Annotated in this window: 15 protein-coding genes; 8 read left to right on the top strand and 7 right to left on the bottom strand. The window is 66.6% G+C overall.

The window, feature by feature from the left end; translation table 11 throughout:
* The first annotated feature begins 109 nt into the window (after positions 1–109).
* Genes P24_RS11570 through P24_RS11560 form a run of 3 tightly spaced genes read left to right on the top strand, consistent with a single transcriptional unit; the run spans position 110 to position 3446 of the window.
* Positions 110–1981 carry an ABC transporter permease gene (locus P24_RS11570; protein WP_008944909.1) on the top strand — a complete coding sequence of 624 codons (1872 nt, stop codon included), beginning with the start codon at positions 110–112 and terminating at the stop codon, positions 1979–1981.
* Positions 1978–2745 (top strand): ABC transporter ATP-binding protein, encoded by a 768-nt coding sequence (locus P24_RS11565; protein ID WP_008944908.1) that lies wholly within the window; start codon positions 1978–1980, stop codon positions 2743–2745. Before P24_RS11570 ends, P24_RS11565 begins: the two co-directional genes overlap by 4 nt.
* On the top strand, positions 2745–3446 hold the full coding sequence (locus P24_RS11560; RefSeq protein ID WP_008944907.1) for an ABC transporter ATP-binding protein: 702 nt from the start codon (positions 2745–2747) through the stop codon (positions 3444–3446). Before P24_RS11565 ends, P24_RS11560 begins: the two co-directional genes overlap by 1 nt.
* Positions 3447–3680: 234 nt before the next feature.
* Here the strand turns inward: P24_RS11560 and P24_RS11555 are convergent, their stop codons facing one another.
* A complete protein-coding gene (locus P24_RS11555) occupies positions 3681–4064 on the bottom strand; it encodes a c-type cytochrome (protein WP_008944906.1) in 384 nt (127 codons plus the stop codon).
* Between the two features lie 155 nt (positions 4065–4219).
* Between P24_RS11555 and P24_RS11550 the strand changes: the two genes are divergently transcribed.
* A complete protein-coding gene (locus P24_RS11550) occupies positions 4220–5437 on the top strand; it encodes a DUF2336 domain-containing protein (RefSeq protein ID WP_008944905.1) in 1218 nt (405 codons plus the stop codon).
* 22 nt (positions 5438–5459) lie between these two features.
* Here the strand turns inward: P24_RS11550 and htpX are convergent, their stop codons facing one another.
* Entirely contained in the window at positions 5460–6326 is an 867-nt protein-coding gene (gene htpX / locus P24_RS11545; RefSeq protein ID WP_008944904.1) for a zinc metalloprotease HtpX, read from the bottom strand.
* A 144-nt stretch (positions 6327–6470) separates the two neighbouring features.
* On the opposite strand from htpX, the gene P24_RS11540 reads away from it, so the two are divergent.
* The gene (locus P24_RS11540; protein WP_008944903.1) at positions 6471–6668 is read left to right on the top strand and encodes a succinate dehydrogenase assembly factor 4; all 198 of its coding nucleotides are present in this window, start codon (positions 6471–6473) and stop codon (positions 6666–6668) included.
* A 6-nt stretch (positions 6669–6674) separates the two neighbouring features.
* On the opposite strand, the gene P24_RS11535 is transcribed toward P24_RS11540, so the two are convergent.
* From P24_RS11535 to mutY, 5 genes are all read right to left on the bottom strand, one after another.
* Complete coding sequence (locus tag P24_RS11535; protein ID WP_083859724.1) at positions 6675–7610, bottom strand: diguanylate cyclase; 936 nt, start codon at positions 7608–7610, stop codon at positions 6675–6677.
* A 312-nt stretch (positions 7611–7922) separates the two neighbouring features.
* Positions 7923–9890 (bottom strand): acetoacetate--CoA ligase, encoded by a 1968-nt coding sequence (locus tag P24_RS11530; RefSeq protein ID WP_008944901.1) that lies wholly within the window; start codon positions 9888–9890, stop codon positions 7923–7925.
* Between the two features lie 6 nt (positions 9891–9896).
* Positions 9897–10193 carry a YciI family protein gene (locus P24_RS11525; RefSeq protein WP_040707490.1) on the bottom strand — a complete coding sequence of 99 codons (297 nt, stop codon included), beginning with the start codon at positions 10191–10193 and terminating at the stop codon, positions 9897–9899.
* Positions 10194–10290: 97 nt separating this feature from the next.
* Entirely contained in the window at positions 10291–10770 is a 480-nt protein-coding gene (locus P24_RS11520) for a DUF3429 domain-containing protein (RefSeq protein WP_008944899.1), read from the bottom strand.
* A 221-nt stretch (positions 10771–10991) separates the two neighbouring features.
* Positions 10992–12065 (bottom strand): A/G-specific adenine glycosylase, encoded by a 1074-nt coding sequence (mutY, locus tag P24_RS11515; RefSeq protein ID WP_008944898.1) that lies wholly within the window; start codon positions 12063–12065, stop codon positions 10992–10994.
* Between the two features lie 70 nt (positions 12066–12135).
* Between mutY and P24_RS11510 the strand changes: the two genes are divergently transcribed.
* From P24_RS11510 to P24_RS11500, 3 genes are all read left to right on the top strand, one after another.
* Positions 12136–12690 (top strand): DUF721 domain-containing protein, encoded by a 555-nt coding sequence (locus P24_RS11510; protein WP_083859722.1) that lies wholly within the window; start codon positions 12136–12138, stop codon positions 12688–12690.
* A 110-nt stretch (positions 12691–12800) separates the two neighbouring features.
* Positions 12801–13421 carry a DsbA family protein gene (locus P24_RS11505; protein WP_040707468.1) on the top strand — a complete coding sequence of 207 codons (621 nt, stop codon included), beginning with the start codon at positions 12801–12803 and terminating at the stop codon, positions 13419–13421.
* Positions 13422–13461: 40 nt separating this feature from the next.
* Positions 13462–14495: AAA family ATPase (locus P24_RS11500; protein ID WP_008944895.1), on the top strand; the 1034-nt coding region annotated here is incomplete at its 3' end.

The raw sequence follows: 14495 nt of genomic DNA, 5'->3' as shown, positions 1-14495 counted from the left end.
TACCCCTCACCCAGCCTCGGCTAGCCTCGTTCCTCGCCAAGCCTCGTCAACCCTCTCCCGCCCTGGGCGTAAGTCTTGGGGGAGAGGGGAGAAGTAGGGAACCCCGCCCTTGGAACTGTTCATCGCCCAGTTGCTGACCGGGCTTGCCAGCGCCTCTGCCCTGTTTCTGGTCGCCTGCGGGCTGACCATCATCTTTGGCGTTACCCGGATCGTGAATTTCGCCCATGGCAGCTTCTACATGCTGGGCGCCTATATCGCCTGGACGCTGATCGAGGGGATGGGCGGCGGCGTGCTCGCCTTCTGGAGCGGGGTGCTGCTGGCTGCCATCGCCGTCGGGCTGATCGGCGTGGCGATGGAAATGACCATCCTGCGCCGCATCTACCACGCGCCGGAGCTGTTCCAGCTGCTCGCCACCTTCGGTGTGGTGCTGATCGTGCAGGATATCGCGCTCTATATCTGGGGCGCGGAAGACCTGCTGGGCCCGCGTGCACCGGGGCTGACCGGCGCCGTGCCGTTCGGCGTGCAGCGCCTGCCGGAATATGATCTCTTCCTCATCGCCTTCGCGCCGCTGGTACTGGCCGGGCTGTGGCTGCTGTTCCACCGCACCCGCTTCGGCATTCTGGTGCGGGCCGCGACGCAGGACCGGCAGATGGTGGCGGCGCTGGGCGTGAACCAGAAATGGCTGCTGACCGGCGTGTTCTTCCTGGGTACCGCACTGGCCGGGCTGGGCGGGGCGATCCAGCTGCCCAAGGGCAATGCCAGCCTGACCATGGATCTGGGCATCATCGCCGAAGTGTTCGTCGTCACGGTGGTCGGCGGCATGGGCTCGATCCTCGGCGCCTATCTGGCGGCGCTGCTGATCGCGCTGATCCGCGTCTTCGCCGTCGCCAATGCGGATATGAGCGTGCTGGGCATCCAGTTCTGGCAGGTCGAGCTGGTGCTGATCTTCGCCGTCATGGCGGTGGTGCTGGTGGTGCGGCCCTGGGGGCTGCTGGGCCGGCGGGAAACACTGCATGCCGCGCATGGCGCGGTGGAACCGCCGCTGCTGCCCGCCCCCGCCTCGCTGAAATGGTTTGGCCTCGCGGTCCTGGCCCTGCTGGTGGCGCTGCCCGGCATGGCGGGCAATTACGCGCTGACCATCGCCACGGAAATCCTGATCTTCGCGCTGTTCGCCGCGTCCTTGCATTTCCTGATGGGGATCGGCGGCGTCATCTCCTTCGGCCATGCCGCCTATTTCGGCCTCGGCGCCTATGGGGCGGCACTGATGGTGAAGCATTTCGCCTGGCCGATGGAGGCCGCCCTGTTCATGGCGCCGGTCGGAGGCGCGCTGGGGGCGCTGCTGTTCGGCTGGTTCTGCGTGCGGCTGTCGGGCGTCTATCTCGCCATGCTGACGCTGGCCTTCGCGCAGATCGCCTGGGCGGTCGCCTTCCAGTGGCTCGATGTCACCGGCGGCGACAATGGCATGCTGGGCATCTGGCCGTCCTCCTGGGCGTCCTCGGCGGCGGCCTTCTACGGCTTTGCCGCCATCGTCGTGGTGCTGGCGCTGCTGGCGCTCAGGCGCACCGCCTTCTCGCCCTTCGGCTATGCGCTGCGGGCCGGCCGTGATTCGCCGCTGCGTGCGGATGCCATCGGCATCGATGTGCGCCGCATGCGCTGGTTCGGCTTCACCCTGGCCGGGCTGTTCGCCGGCATCGCCGGCGGGCTTTTCGCCTTCCTGAAGGGCAGCGTCTCGCCCGACCTAATGGCGATCCCGCTGTCGGTCGATGCGCTGGTCATGGTGCTGCTGGGCGGCGTGCAGACGCTGGCCGGGCCGATTGTCGGCGCGGTCAGCTTCACCGCCATCAAGACCGAGCTGGTGAGCTTGACCAATTACTGGCGCATCCTGCTGGGCCTCGTCATAGTCGGGCTTGTGGTGGCCTTCCCGCAGGGCATCGCCGGCTTCGTGCGCCATCGCTTCATGGACCGGGAGGATGCGGCATGAGCCGGGTGCTTGAGGTTGCGGGCCTCGCCAAATCCTTCGGCGGTATCCACGCCGTCAGCGATGTGTCCTTCACGCTGGATGCCGGGGAGCTGCTGGCGCTGATCGGCCCGAACGGCGCCGGCAAGACCACCTGCTTCAACATGCTGATGGGCCAGCTGAAGCCCAATGCCGGCACCATCCGGCTGCTGGGCCGTGACATTGCCGGCATGGCGCCGCGCCGCATCTGGCGGCTGGGCGTTGGGCGCACCTTCCAGATCACCGCCACCTTCGGCTCGATGAGCGTGCGCGAGAATGTGCAGATGGCGCTGCTGTCGCACCATAACCGCCTGCTGTCGCTGTTCGCCGATGCCGGTCGCCAGTACCGGGAGGAGGCGATGGAGCTGCTCGCCCTCGTCGGCATGGCGGAGCAGGCGGAGCGCGCCTGCGGCGTGCTGGCCTATGGCGACCTGAAGCGCGTCGAGCTGGCGGTGGCGCTGGCGAATGCGCCGAAGCTGCTGCTGATGGACGAGCCGACCGCCGGCATGGCCCCGCGCGAGCGCGTCGGGCTGATGGAGCTGACCGCCAGTATCGTGAAGCAGCGCGGCATCTCCGTGCTGTTCACCGAGCATGACATGGATGTGGTGTTCGGCCATGCCGACCGGGTGCTGGTGCTGAACCGGGGCCGGCTGCTGGCCGAGGGCACGCCGGCGGCGGTGCGCGACAATCCGCTGGTGCAGGAAACCTATCTCGGCAGTGGCGCCATGTTCGCGGGGGAGGCTTCGTGATGCTGACCGTCGAAGGGCTGAATGCGCATTATGGCCGCGCCCATATCCTGGCCGATGTGGCGCTGTCAGTGTCGCGTGGCGAGGTGCTGGCGCTGCTGGGCCGCAACGGGGCCGGCAAGTCCACCACCATGAAATCCATCGTCGGGCTGGTGCCGCCGACATCGGGCAGCATCAGTTTCGAGGGAACGGAAGTGGCGGGACGGCCGCCGCACGAGATCGTCCGGCTGGGCCTCGGCTACGTGCCGGAGGAACGCCGTGTATTCACCGAGCTGACGGTCGAGGAGAATCTGGAGGTCGGGCGCCAGCCGGCCCGGCCTGGCGTGCCGGAATGGACTCCGGAGAAGCTCTATGCGCTGTTCCCCAACCTGGCGGAGATGCGGCGCCGGCCGGGCGGGCAGATGAGCGGCGGCGAACAGCAGATGCTGACCATCGCACGCACGCTGATGGGCAACCCCTCTTTGGTGCTGCTGGACGAACCGTCCGAGGGGCTGGCGCCGAAGATCGTGGAGCAGATGGCCGTCACGCTGAAGGCGCTGAAGGCGGAAGGGCTGACGCTCATCCTGTCGGAGCAGAATCTGCATTTCGCGAAGCTGGTCGCCGACCGCGCGACCATCATCGAGAAGGGCGGCATCCGCTTTTCCGGCACCATGGACGAGCTGATGGCGGACGAGGACGCCCGCCAAGCCTATCTGTCGGTGTGAGGGATTTCTATAATTGCTTTCTGGTGATTCCCTCGCCCCCTTGGGGGAGAGGGTTGCGCAGCCTTGGCTAGGCGAAGCCGAGGCTAGGCGAAGCTGGGTGAGGGGGACATGCACAAGGGTGGCACCAAATCTCCCCTCACCCGGCTTCCGCTAACTCACTTACGTTCGTAAGCGTTCGCATCCTTCTCCCCTTCCGGGGCGAGGGAAACGCGCATTAACGTGCTGTCGTGCAGACTACTTCTTCAGGAAGGCGATCAGGTCTTCGATTTCCTTGTCGCTCTTCAGACCGACGAAGGCCATGCGGTTGCCCGGCACGAAATCCTTCGGGTCCTTCATGTACTTGGTGAAATTCTCCTCGGTCCAGACGAGGCCCTTCTCGCCGGCCGCCTTCATGCCATCGGAGTACTTGAAACCATCGACGCTGGCGGTCTTGCGGCCGATGATGCCGACCAGATGCGGGCCGACCCGGTTGGTCTCCTTGTCCGCCACGTGGCAGGCGCGGCACTTGTTGAAGACCTTCTGCCCGGCCGCGGCATCCCCGGCCTGAACCTGGGGGGCGAAAATGACGGTGGCGAGCGCGGCGGCAACGACCGGCAGGCTTAGCTTCCTCATCAGCATTCTGTTTTCTCCCATATGTACGGGCATGTGTTTAGGGCACATACGCGGACTAATTCTAGTTGTTGCGGGCCGCGCGGCAACCGGACTGTTGGTCGCAGGCCAGATTCGCTGGATTGCATGGAATGCATGATTAAGCGCATAATGATGTAAATTTTATGTCATTCCGCGACGGGGTGAGGGACAAGGTGACGAAATCCGGCGACCCGAAGGGCGAGAGCCCTAAAGCCAAGGAATCCGCGGGCCACGGCCTCAGCGCCCAGGATGTGGCGCGGCTGGCCGCCGACCGTTCCGGCGAAAGCCGGCAGGCGACTGTCCAGAAGCTCGCCGCCACCTATGCCGAGAGCGAGATGTCGCCCGCCGAGCGCGAGGCGGTGATGGCGCTGTTCCAGATGTTCGCGCGCGATGCCGAGCAGCGGGTGCGCGCGGCGCTTGCCGCCAGCGTGAAGTCGCTTCCCGATCTGCCGCATGATCTGGCGATGATCCTGGCCAGCGACGAGGCCGAGGTGGCCGGGCCGATCCTGGAAAGCGCCTCGGTGCTGACCGAGGCCGACCTGCTGATGCTGGTGCGCGACAGCGACACCGCGAAGCTGCTGTCCATCGCCAAGCGCGAGCATGTGCCGGGCAGCGTCGCCGACGCGCTGGTGGACAGCGGCAACGAGGCCGTGGTGGCGACCGTGGTGTCCAATCCCGGCGCCGATCTGAGTGACCGCGCGATGGAGCGGGCGCTTGCCGCCTTCCCGAACAGCGAGACCGTGAAGGAAGGGCTGGTCAGCCGGCCGGTGCTGCCGGTGACCATCGCCGAACGGCTGGTCAATCTGGTGTCCGAGCGGCTGCGCGAGCGGCTGGTCACGCATCACGCCCTGTCGCCCGACATGGCGACCGATCTTGTGCTGGAAAGCCGCGAGCGGGCGACCATGTCGCTGCTGCGCGGCGCGCGCTCCACCCTGGCGGTCGAGGCGCTGGCGAAGCAGCTGCACAAGAATGGCCGGCTCACCGAATCGCTGATCCTGCGTGCCGCCGTGCTGGGCGACATCGATTTCCTGGAATCCTCGCTGGCGGTCATTGCCGGCATCCCGCGCGAGAATGCGCGGCTGCTGGTGCATGATGCCGGCCGGCGCGGCCTCGCCTCGCTGCTGAAGAAGGCCGATCTGCCGGGGCGGCTCGCCGTCGTGCTGCAGACCGCCGTGGAGGTTGCCGACGAGACGCAGTTCGACGGGCTTGAGCGCGACCGCGAGCGCTATGCCGTGCGGATGATCGAGCGCGTGCTGACGGCGGTGGATGAAAACCCGGACAATATCCTCGACCAGGCGGACGTCGATTACCTGATCCGCAAGATCGACCGGCTGCAGGGACCGCAGGCCATCGCTTGCTGAACCACCGCTTTCCCCATCAGGTTTAACCCCAGGGGCCGGCAGCGGCCGCCAGCTTCTGCCCGGCCATTTCCTCCAGCCGGCGGATACGCTCCGCCGTCTTCGGATGGGTGGTGAACAGCCCGTCCACCGCATGCGCATGCAACGGATTGATGATGAACATGTGCGCGGTCGCGGGGTTGCTCTCGGCCGGGTTGTTGTCGATCACCTGAGCTGCCTGCTCGATCTTGCGCAAGGCCGAGGCCAGCCACAGCGGGCGGCCGCAGATTTCCGCGCCAACCCGGTCGGCCTCGTATTCGCGCGAGCGGCTGATCGCCATCTGCACCAGCATCGCGGCCATCGGCGCCAGCACCATCACCAGAATGGTGCCGACGATGCCTAGCGGGTTGTTGCGGTTGTTGCCGAAGAACAGCGCGAAATTGGCCAGCATGGACACCGCACCGGCGACCGTGGCGGTCACCGTCATGATCAGCGTGTCGCGGCTCTTCACATGTGCCAGCTCATGCGCCAGCACACCCGCGACCTCTTCCGGCGACAGCACGCGCATCAGGCCGGTGGTCACGGCGACGGCGGCGTTCTCCGGGTTGCGGCCGGTGGCGAAGGCGTTGGGCTGGTCGGTTTCGATGATATAGACGCGCGGCATTGGCAGGCTGGCGCGCTCCGCCATGCGGGCGACAATGTCGAACAGCCAGGGCTGGCTCTCCCGCGTCGCCTCGCGGGCGCCGTACATGCGCAGTACCATCTTGTCGGAATTCCAGTAGGCGAACAGGTTGGTCGCCGCCGCGAAGGCAAGCGCGATCAGCATGCCGCCCTCGCCGCCCAGCATGAAGCCGATGCCGAGGAACAGCGCGGTCAGCCCGGCCATCAAGATCGCGGTGCGCGTGAAACCCATCGTCGGAAACCCGTCCTTTCAACCGATCCCGCCCGATTGCGGGAATACATCTGAAGCCGATGATAAATGCGCAGCAAAGGCACGCGCTTCAAGACTTGCCCCTCAAGACTTGGCGGCTGCGCATCCCTGCGCCATATAAGGGCAATGACCGAGAACAAGCCTGACCAGACCCCCAAGCCGGCCTTCCGCGAGCGCAAGCTGGAGAGCGGCAAGGTACCGCCCGCAGCCGCCAAGACGGCCCCCAAGCCTGAGGACATGCCGAAGGAGATTGGCGGGCCGGCCGGGCCGGAGCCGACGCGCTATGGCGACTGGGCCTTCAAGGGCCGGGTGACGGATTTCTGACCGGCTTCAGCCGATATCGGGCGTCCAGGCGATGACCCGGTTGCGGCCGGCTTCCTTCGCCGCATAGAGCGCCGCGTCGGCGCGCTGCGTCGCGGTCTTCACGGAGCTGTCGCCGGACAGGGCGGCAATGCCGAAGGAACAGGTGACGTGGATTGTGCGTCCGCCGCCGATCGGCACCTGCATTTCCTCGATGCGGCGGCGCAGCCGCTCCAGCGCCTGCTTCGCCGCCTCCGCCGAGACATCCGGCAGGCAGAACAGGAACTCCTCGCCGCCATAGCGATAGAGCCGGTCATAGGGGCGCAGCGCCTCCAGGAAGGCGGCGGCGACCAGCCGCAGCACCATGTCGCCGGCCTGGTGGCCGTAAGTGTCGTTCACCTTCTTGAAGTGGTCGAGGTCACCCATCGCAACCATGCAGGGCTTACCGCTACGCAAGGACCGCTCGCGCTCGCGCATCAGCTCCTTGGTCATGGTCTGGCGGGTGTGCGCCCCGGTCAGCGGGTCGAGGTCGGAGGCGACCTTTTGGAACGCCTTCAGCAGCTTGCGCGCCAGGTCGGTGAAGCGAGTCACCTTCTCCACCAGCACGTCATATTCCTCGACCGGGATCTTCGCGTCCTTCCAGGCGCGCGCGGCCAGCCAGGCGGCGTTGCGGTGCAGGTCGCGATGCGCCAGCGCCAGCGCCTCGAAGGCGGGCTGGGCGACCAGCGGATCATGCTGATGCAGATCGTACCAGTTGCCGAAGCCGCACAGGAAATGCGCGTGTTCGGAGGTAATGTCGCCGGCCGGCTGCACCTTGCACACGGCAGAGCGGTTCCAGCGCAGCATCCAGTCCAGATGCTCCAGGATCGCGGCGTCGAGCTGGCGGACGATATCTTCCTGGGTCAGCGGCTCGGGCGGTTCCTTACCGCCCCGCATCTGCCCGTATCGCTGTTCGCTCGCTGCCATCCGCTGTCCCGTCCAGGGCTCCGGTTCCCCCTATGATATTGGCTTGCCGGCATAATCGGCAACCGGGGAGGTATTGCCCTAGGAAAGACGGGTGCTGGAATGCGCCGGTATTTACTCAAGAATGTCATTCCCGCACTTGTTGCGGGAATCCAGGGTTCAGCCTGCTCGGCCGATGATCCAGCAAACGGAAGCCTGGACCCCCGCAATAAATGCGGGGGTGACGGTCCGAGAGAATGTGACGGCCCGAGAGAACGTGACGGTCTGTGAGAACCGACGGTCAGTGAAACAGGGAACGGCTTAAAATGGCTCCCGCTAGTCCGCCAGTTCCGGGCGGTCGCGGTAGAGCTCCAGCGCCTCCGGGTTGGCCAGCGCCTCGATATTCTTGATGGGCCGGCCATGCACCACGTTGCGCACCGCCAGTTCGACGATCTTGCCGCTCTTGGTGCGCGGGATGTCGGCGACCTGCACGATCTTCGCCGGTACATGGCGCGGCGTGGCGCCCGAACGGATTTGCTGGCGAATGCGCTTTTCCAGCTCCTCATCCAGCGTCACCCCGTCGCGCAGCCGCACGAACAGCACGACGCGCACATCGCTGTCCCAGTCCTGGCCGATGACGATGCTCTCCAGCACTTCCGGCAGCTTTTCCACCTGGCGGTAGATTTCCGCCGTGCCGATGCGCACCCCGCCAGGGTTCAGCGTGGCGTCGGAGCGGCCATAGATGATCATGCCGTCATGCTTCGTCAGCTCGACGAAATCGCCATGGCACCAGATGTTCGGGAAGCTCTCGAAATAGGCGGCGCGGTATTTCGCGCCATCGGGATCGTTCCAGAAGCCGATGGGCATACAGGGGAAGGGCTTGGTGCAGACCAGCTCGCCCTTCTGTTCGCGCAACGGCTGGCCCTCATCGTCGAACACATCGACCGCCATGCCGAGGCCGCGGGTCTGGATCTCGCCGCGCCAGACCGGGCCGATGGGGTTGCCCAGCACGAAGCAGGACACGATGTCGGTGCCGCCGGAGATCGAGGACAGGCAGATATCCGGCTTGATGCCGGCATAGACGAAGTCGAAGCCTTCCGGCGAGAGCGGCGAGCCGGTTGAGGTCATCGCCCGCACGCTCTTCAGCGAATGCGTCTCGCGCGGGACGAGGCCGCTCTTCAGCACCGCGTCGATATATTTCGCGCTCGTGCCGAACAGCGTCATGCCCTCGGCATCGGCATAGTCGAACAGGATGCGGGCGTCGGGGTAGAAGGGCGATCCGTCATAGAGCAGCAGCGTCGCCTCGCAGGCCAACGCGCTGACCAGCCAGTTCCACATCATCCAGCCGCAGGTGGTGAAGTAGAACACCCGGTCGCCCGGCTTCACGTCGCTGTGCAGCTGCAATTCCTTCAGATGCTGCAGCAGCGTGCCGCCGGTGCCGTGCATGATGCATTTCGGCACGCCCGTGGTGCCCGACGAATAGAGGATATAGAGCGGGTGGTTGAACGGCACCCGAACGAACTCCAGCGCTTTCGGCTGATAGGGCGCGACATAGTCGGCATAGGGGGTGGCCCGGTCGATGCCGCTCAAATCCATCGCCTCGCGGGCATAGGGCACGACCACCACGCGCTGCACGGTCGGCAGTTGGGCCGCCACCTCGCGCAGCTTCGCCAGGCAGTCGATGACCTTGCCGTTATAGTGATAGCCCTCAACCGCGATCAGTACCTTCGGCTCGGTCTGGCCGAACCGGTCGAGCACGCCCTGCACGCCGAAATCCGGGGAGGCGCTGGTGAAGGTCGCTCCCAGCGAGCTGGCCGCCAGCATGGCGATCACGGTTTCCGGCAGGTTCGGCATATAGGCCGCCACCCGGTCGCCCTGGGTCACGCCTTCTGCCTTCAGCGCCTGCGCCAGCCGGGAGACGGCTTCGTTGAGGTCGCGCCAGGACAGGCGGCGCTTCACCTTGTCCTCGCCCCAGAACACGATGGCGTCGCTGTCGTCATTCTTGCGCAGCAAATTCTCGGCGAAATTCAGCTTCGCATCGGGGAAGAACTGCGCGCCGGGCATCCTGTCCTCGTCGATCAGGATGCGCCCGCCCTTCTCGCCGATCACGCCGCAATAATCCCAGATCAGGTCCCAGAATTCCGCGCTGTTCTCCACCGACCAGCGCCACAGTCCCCGGAAATCCCCGGCCTTCACGCCGTGGCGTTTCTCCAGCGCGGCCATGAAGCAGGTGACGTTCGCCTGCGCGATGCGGTCGGCCGAGGGCTGCCACAGGGGCGTTTCGGAGGGGGGAGTATCGGTCATGGTCGCTCAGCTCTTGGTGGTGGGCGCGACGCGGAAGGGGTGCACGGTGATGTCGCGCCAGACATCGCCGGTGACGTAGGGATCGTTCTTCAGCCAGTTGTCGAAGGCGGCGCGGTCGGGGAACTCCAGCAGCGCGGAGGAGCCGATCATCTTGCCTTCCTCGTCGAGGATGGCGCCGCCGGTGATGCCGTGCCCGTCGGCCACCAGCTTGTACCAGCCTTCCAGATGCTTCTCGCGTACAGCCAGGCGCCGCGCCAGCGCCAGATCGTCGGTGCCGTCATAGGCAATGACCAGAAACTGCATCTCCGCCTCCCGTGTTGCATCCCCGATATACCCGTTCGCCGGGCTTTCCATCGGTAATAGCGCGCGGGGGCGCGTCAAGGCAAGGTCAGCCCAGCCCCTAGCCCAGCCTGAGTAATGTGGCACCGAGGCAGAGGAAGGCGCCGGTCGTCAGCACCCGGCGCAGGCTGAGATACCACAGCGGCAGCAGCCCCTTCTTCACCGCCTGCATGTCCACCGCGAAGGCGGCGAGGTAGCAGGCCATCAGCGCCATCAGCGCGCTCTCCGGCGCCATCATGACGGAGAACCAGGCGAGCAGCGCCGGCGTCACCGACCAGCCCATCCAGCCCCAGCTGCGTGCGCCGTCAGGCCGGCTGAGCGCTGCACCCCAATGAACCGCCCCCAGGAAGGAGAGGATGACCGTGGCGTAGGCGACCTGCATGTCCTGCGCGACGCGCGCCGCCATCGGCTCGAACAGCCAGACGGCAACCGCGCCGGCGAGGAACGGGATCAGCCCGCCCAGCCCAAGCACCAGGGCGGGCAGCGGCACGTCGGACAGGCGGGCGCGAAGCGGCGGAGAGGCAGAGGGTTCGGTTGTCATGGCAGGGAAGATAGGCGAGACCGCCCGCCCGGACCAGATCGTATGTGGTGACGGATGATGCCATTTACTCAGACCGTCATTCCCGGGCTTGTCCCGGGAATCCAGGGTTCAGTTTGCTCGGGCGGTCATCCAGCTAGCGGAGGCCTGGACCCCCGCAACAAGTGCGGGGGTGACGGATGGAGGATGTGGGGCGGTTGGTGCGCACTTGTCCGGTGCCGCGCTTAGCGCTTTTGCTTCCCTGCCTGTGCCAGCGCATGGGTCACCACCTTCTTCATGACCGTCGGCAGCGCGTGCTCGCCCAGCCGGTCGAGCGGCACCCAGACGCCGTCGGTGACCTTCTGCTCTGCGACAGACGCGGATGCCACCGTCAGTTCCAGATGGAAATGGGTGAAGGTATGGCGTACCAGCCCCGGCAGCAGCCGCCATTCGCCCTTTACCGGTGCTTCTGCCTCAGCCAGCGCGCTATCGGCTTCGGTCCAGTCCGTGGAGGGCACCTCCATCATGCCGCCCAGCAGCCCGCTTTCGGGTCGGCGGCGCAGCAGTGCAGCACCCCCGGGCGTGACAGCCCAGAAGGCAATGCCGCGCCGGGTCGGCTTCTGCTTCTTCGGGCTCTTGCGCGGCAGGTCGGCGGCGATGCCGAGATTCCGGGCTTCGCAGGGTTCGTGCCAGGGGCAGGCCATGCATTTCGGGCTGCGCGGGGTGCAGATGGTGGCGCCGAGGTCCATCACCGCCTGCGCATGATCGCCCGGCCGCCGTTCCGGTGTCAGGGCTGCGGCGAGGCCGCGCAGGATCGGCTTGGCGTCCGGCAGCGGCGTTTCCACCGCGTGTAGCCGGGCGAAGACACGCTCGAAATTGCCGTCCGCCGGGGTGGCCTTGCGGTCGAAGGCGATGGCGGCAATGGCGGCGGCTGTATAGGCGCCGATGCCGGGCAGCGTCAGCAATTCCGCCTCGGTGTCGGGGAAGACCCCGCCATGGCGTCCGGCGACCGCCTGCGCGCATTTGTGCAGATTGCGGGCGCGGGCGTAATAGCCCAGCCCCTGCCAGGAATGCAGGACCGCATCCAGATCGGCGGCGGCCAGGTCCTCCACCGTCGGCCACAGCTCCAGGAACCGCCGGAAATAGGGGCCGACCGTTGCTACGGTGGTCTGTTGCAGCATGATCTCGCTGAGCCAGACATGGTAGGGGTCGGCGCGCTTCCCCGGTTCCGCCCGCCAGGGCAGGCGGCGGCGGTGCCGGTCATACCAGTCCAGCAGCAGGCGGTTCAGCTCTTGCGGGGCGATGGGAGGGGCGGCCATGCAATTCGGTTCGGGTCGGGCGGCGGTTTGCGGCTAGACTATAGGCGCCCGCTTCCCATATGCCAGTCACATGACGAAACGCAAAACCCAGCCTGAGTCCGGAGTGAGTGCGTCAGGGGAGAACGCACCACCAGCGGCGGTGCGGCACCGGCGCCTGTCCTCGGTGGCGGCCCCGGTGCGCGGCCTTGCCAAGAAGCTGCTGGGCGGCAAGGCGGCGGTCGAGGCCTCGGTCATGCTGGACTGGCCCGCCATCGTCGGGACGGAGATCGCGGAGCGCTGCCAGCCGCGCAAGCTGGCGCGCGGGCGCGGGGCCAATGCCGGGGCGGCGACGCTGCATCTGACGGTGGATGCGCCCTTCGCGCTGGAAATCCAGTACAGCGCGGCGCAGATCGTCGAGCGGGTGAACCGCTATCTGGGCTATCCGGCGGTGGCCCGGCTGGCGCTGCATCAGGGCGAGCTGCTGCGCGAGGAAAAGCCCCGGCTGCCGCAGATTCCGCCGCTGGCAGCGCCGACCCGTCAGCAGCTGGATCAGGATATTTCGGGCATCGCCGATGACGGGCTGCGCCAGGCGCTGGACAGGCTCGGCCAGGCGGTGCTGGCGAAACCGGGCCCGGACCGGCGTTAGCCCCGGAAAGGCACCCGCAAATTCGCCATATTGGCGGGGCGGATTCGAATCTTGCACCGGCTGGTGGTGGCCGGTATTCTCACTCAACATCTTGCGTGTCGGAGGCGATTTTGAAGCGAATTGCACAAATTGTAGTGGGCGCCGTGCTGCTGACCTGGAGCGTGGCGGCTAGTGCCCAGCAATCGCTGGAGACCATGCTGAAGGACCGCGTCCTCGGTAATCCGGAGGCGAGCGTAGAGATTCTCGAATTCTCCTCGCTGACCTGCCCGCACTGCGCGCAGTTCCACCGGGAAATCCTGGGCGAGGTGAAAAAGGCTTTCATCGACACCGGCAAGGTGAAGCTGACCTACCGCGACTTCCCGCTGGACGGGCTGGCGCTGCGCGCCTCCATGCTGGCGCGCTGCGCGCCGGAGGACCGGTATTTCGCCTATCTGGAGACGCTGTTCCACAACCAGAACGCCTGGAGCCGCGCGGCTGATCCGATTGGCGCGCTGGGGCAGATCGCCCGGCTGGGCGGCATGAGCAAGGAACGCTTCGAGGCCTGCATGGCCGACGAGAAGCTGGCCGATGGCGTGCTGCAGATCCGGCTGGACGGCCAGAACGCTTACAACATCCAGTCCACGCCGACCTTCATCGTCCGGGTGAATGGCGAGCAGAAGGCGGTCATCAGCGGGGCGCAGCCCTTCGCCGAGTTCGAGAAGGTGCTGAAACCGCTGGTCGGCGGCTCCTGACGGGAGCAGCCGGCGATATCATCCGGGGAATGGGGCATCGGTGCAGTTCAGGAAAATCCGCCTTACGGGATTTAAATCCTTCGTCGATCCGACCGAACTGCTGATCGAGCCGGGCCTCACCGGAATCGTTGGTCCCAATGGCTGCGGCAAGTCCAACCTTGTCGAGGCGCTGCGCTGGGTGATGGGCGAGACCTCCGCCCGGCAGATGCGCGGTGGGGAGATGAATGACGTCATCTTCGGCGGCACCTCCAGCCGCACGCCGCGCAATATCGCCGAGGTCTCGGTCCATCTCGACAACAGCCAGCGCCGCGCCCCGGTCGGCTTCAACGACCATCTGGAAATCGAGATCAGCCGCCGTATCGAGCGCGACAAGGGCTCGGCCTACCGGCTGAACGGCAAGGAGGTGCGCGCCCGCGACGTGCAGCTGCTGTTCGCCGATGCCTCGACCGGTGCACGCTCCCCCGGCCTCGTCAGCCAGGGCAAGGTCGGTGCGATCATCAACGCCAAGCCGGCTGACCGGCGCATGCTGCTGGAGGAAGCCGCCGGCATCATCGGCCTGCATTCAAGGCGCCATGAGGCGGAGCTGCGGCTGCGGGCGGCGGAGGGCAACCTCGCCCGGCTGGAAGATGTGCTGAAGACGATGGACAGCCAGCTGCAGGCGCTGAAGCGCCAGTCGCGGCAGGCTGGCCGCTACCGTAACCTTTCCGACCATATCCGCCGCGCCGAGGCGATCCTGTTGCATCTGCGCTGGCAGCAGGCGCTGGCCGAACGCGAGACGGTGTTGGCCCGGCTGCGCGAGGCCGAACGCACGGTGGCGAAGCTGACCGGCGAGGTCTCGGAAGCCTCCCGCCTCGCCTCCGAGGCGCAGGAGAAGCTGCCCGGCCTGCGGCAGGCCGAAGCCGAGGCCGGGGCGCAATTCCAGCACCTGACGATCAAGAAGACCGAGCTGGATGCCGAGGAGCGCCGGATTGCCGACGCCAAGGCGCTGGCCGAACAGCGGCTGCGCCAGCTCGACAGCGATGCCGGGCGCGAGGCCGCGCTGGCCGGCGATGCCCGCGCCGCGCTGGACCGGCT

It is taken from the genome of Oceanibaculum indicum P24, from assembly GCF_000299935.1.
GTDB lineage: Bacteria > Pseudomonadota > Alphaproteobacteria > Oceanibaculales > Oceanibaculaceae > Oceanibaculum > Oceanibaculum indicum.
Note: the sequence above shows the minus strand (reverse complement) of the source record. Positions and strands in the feature narration are given on the sequence as shown.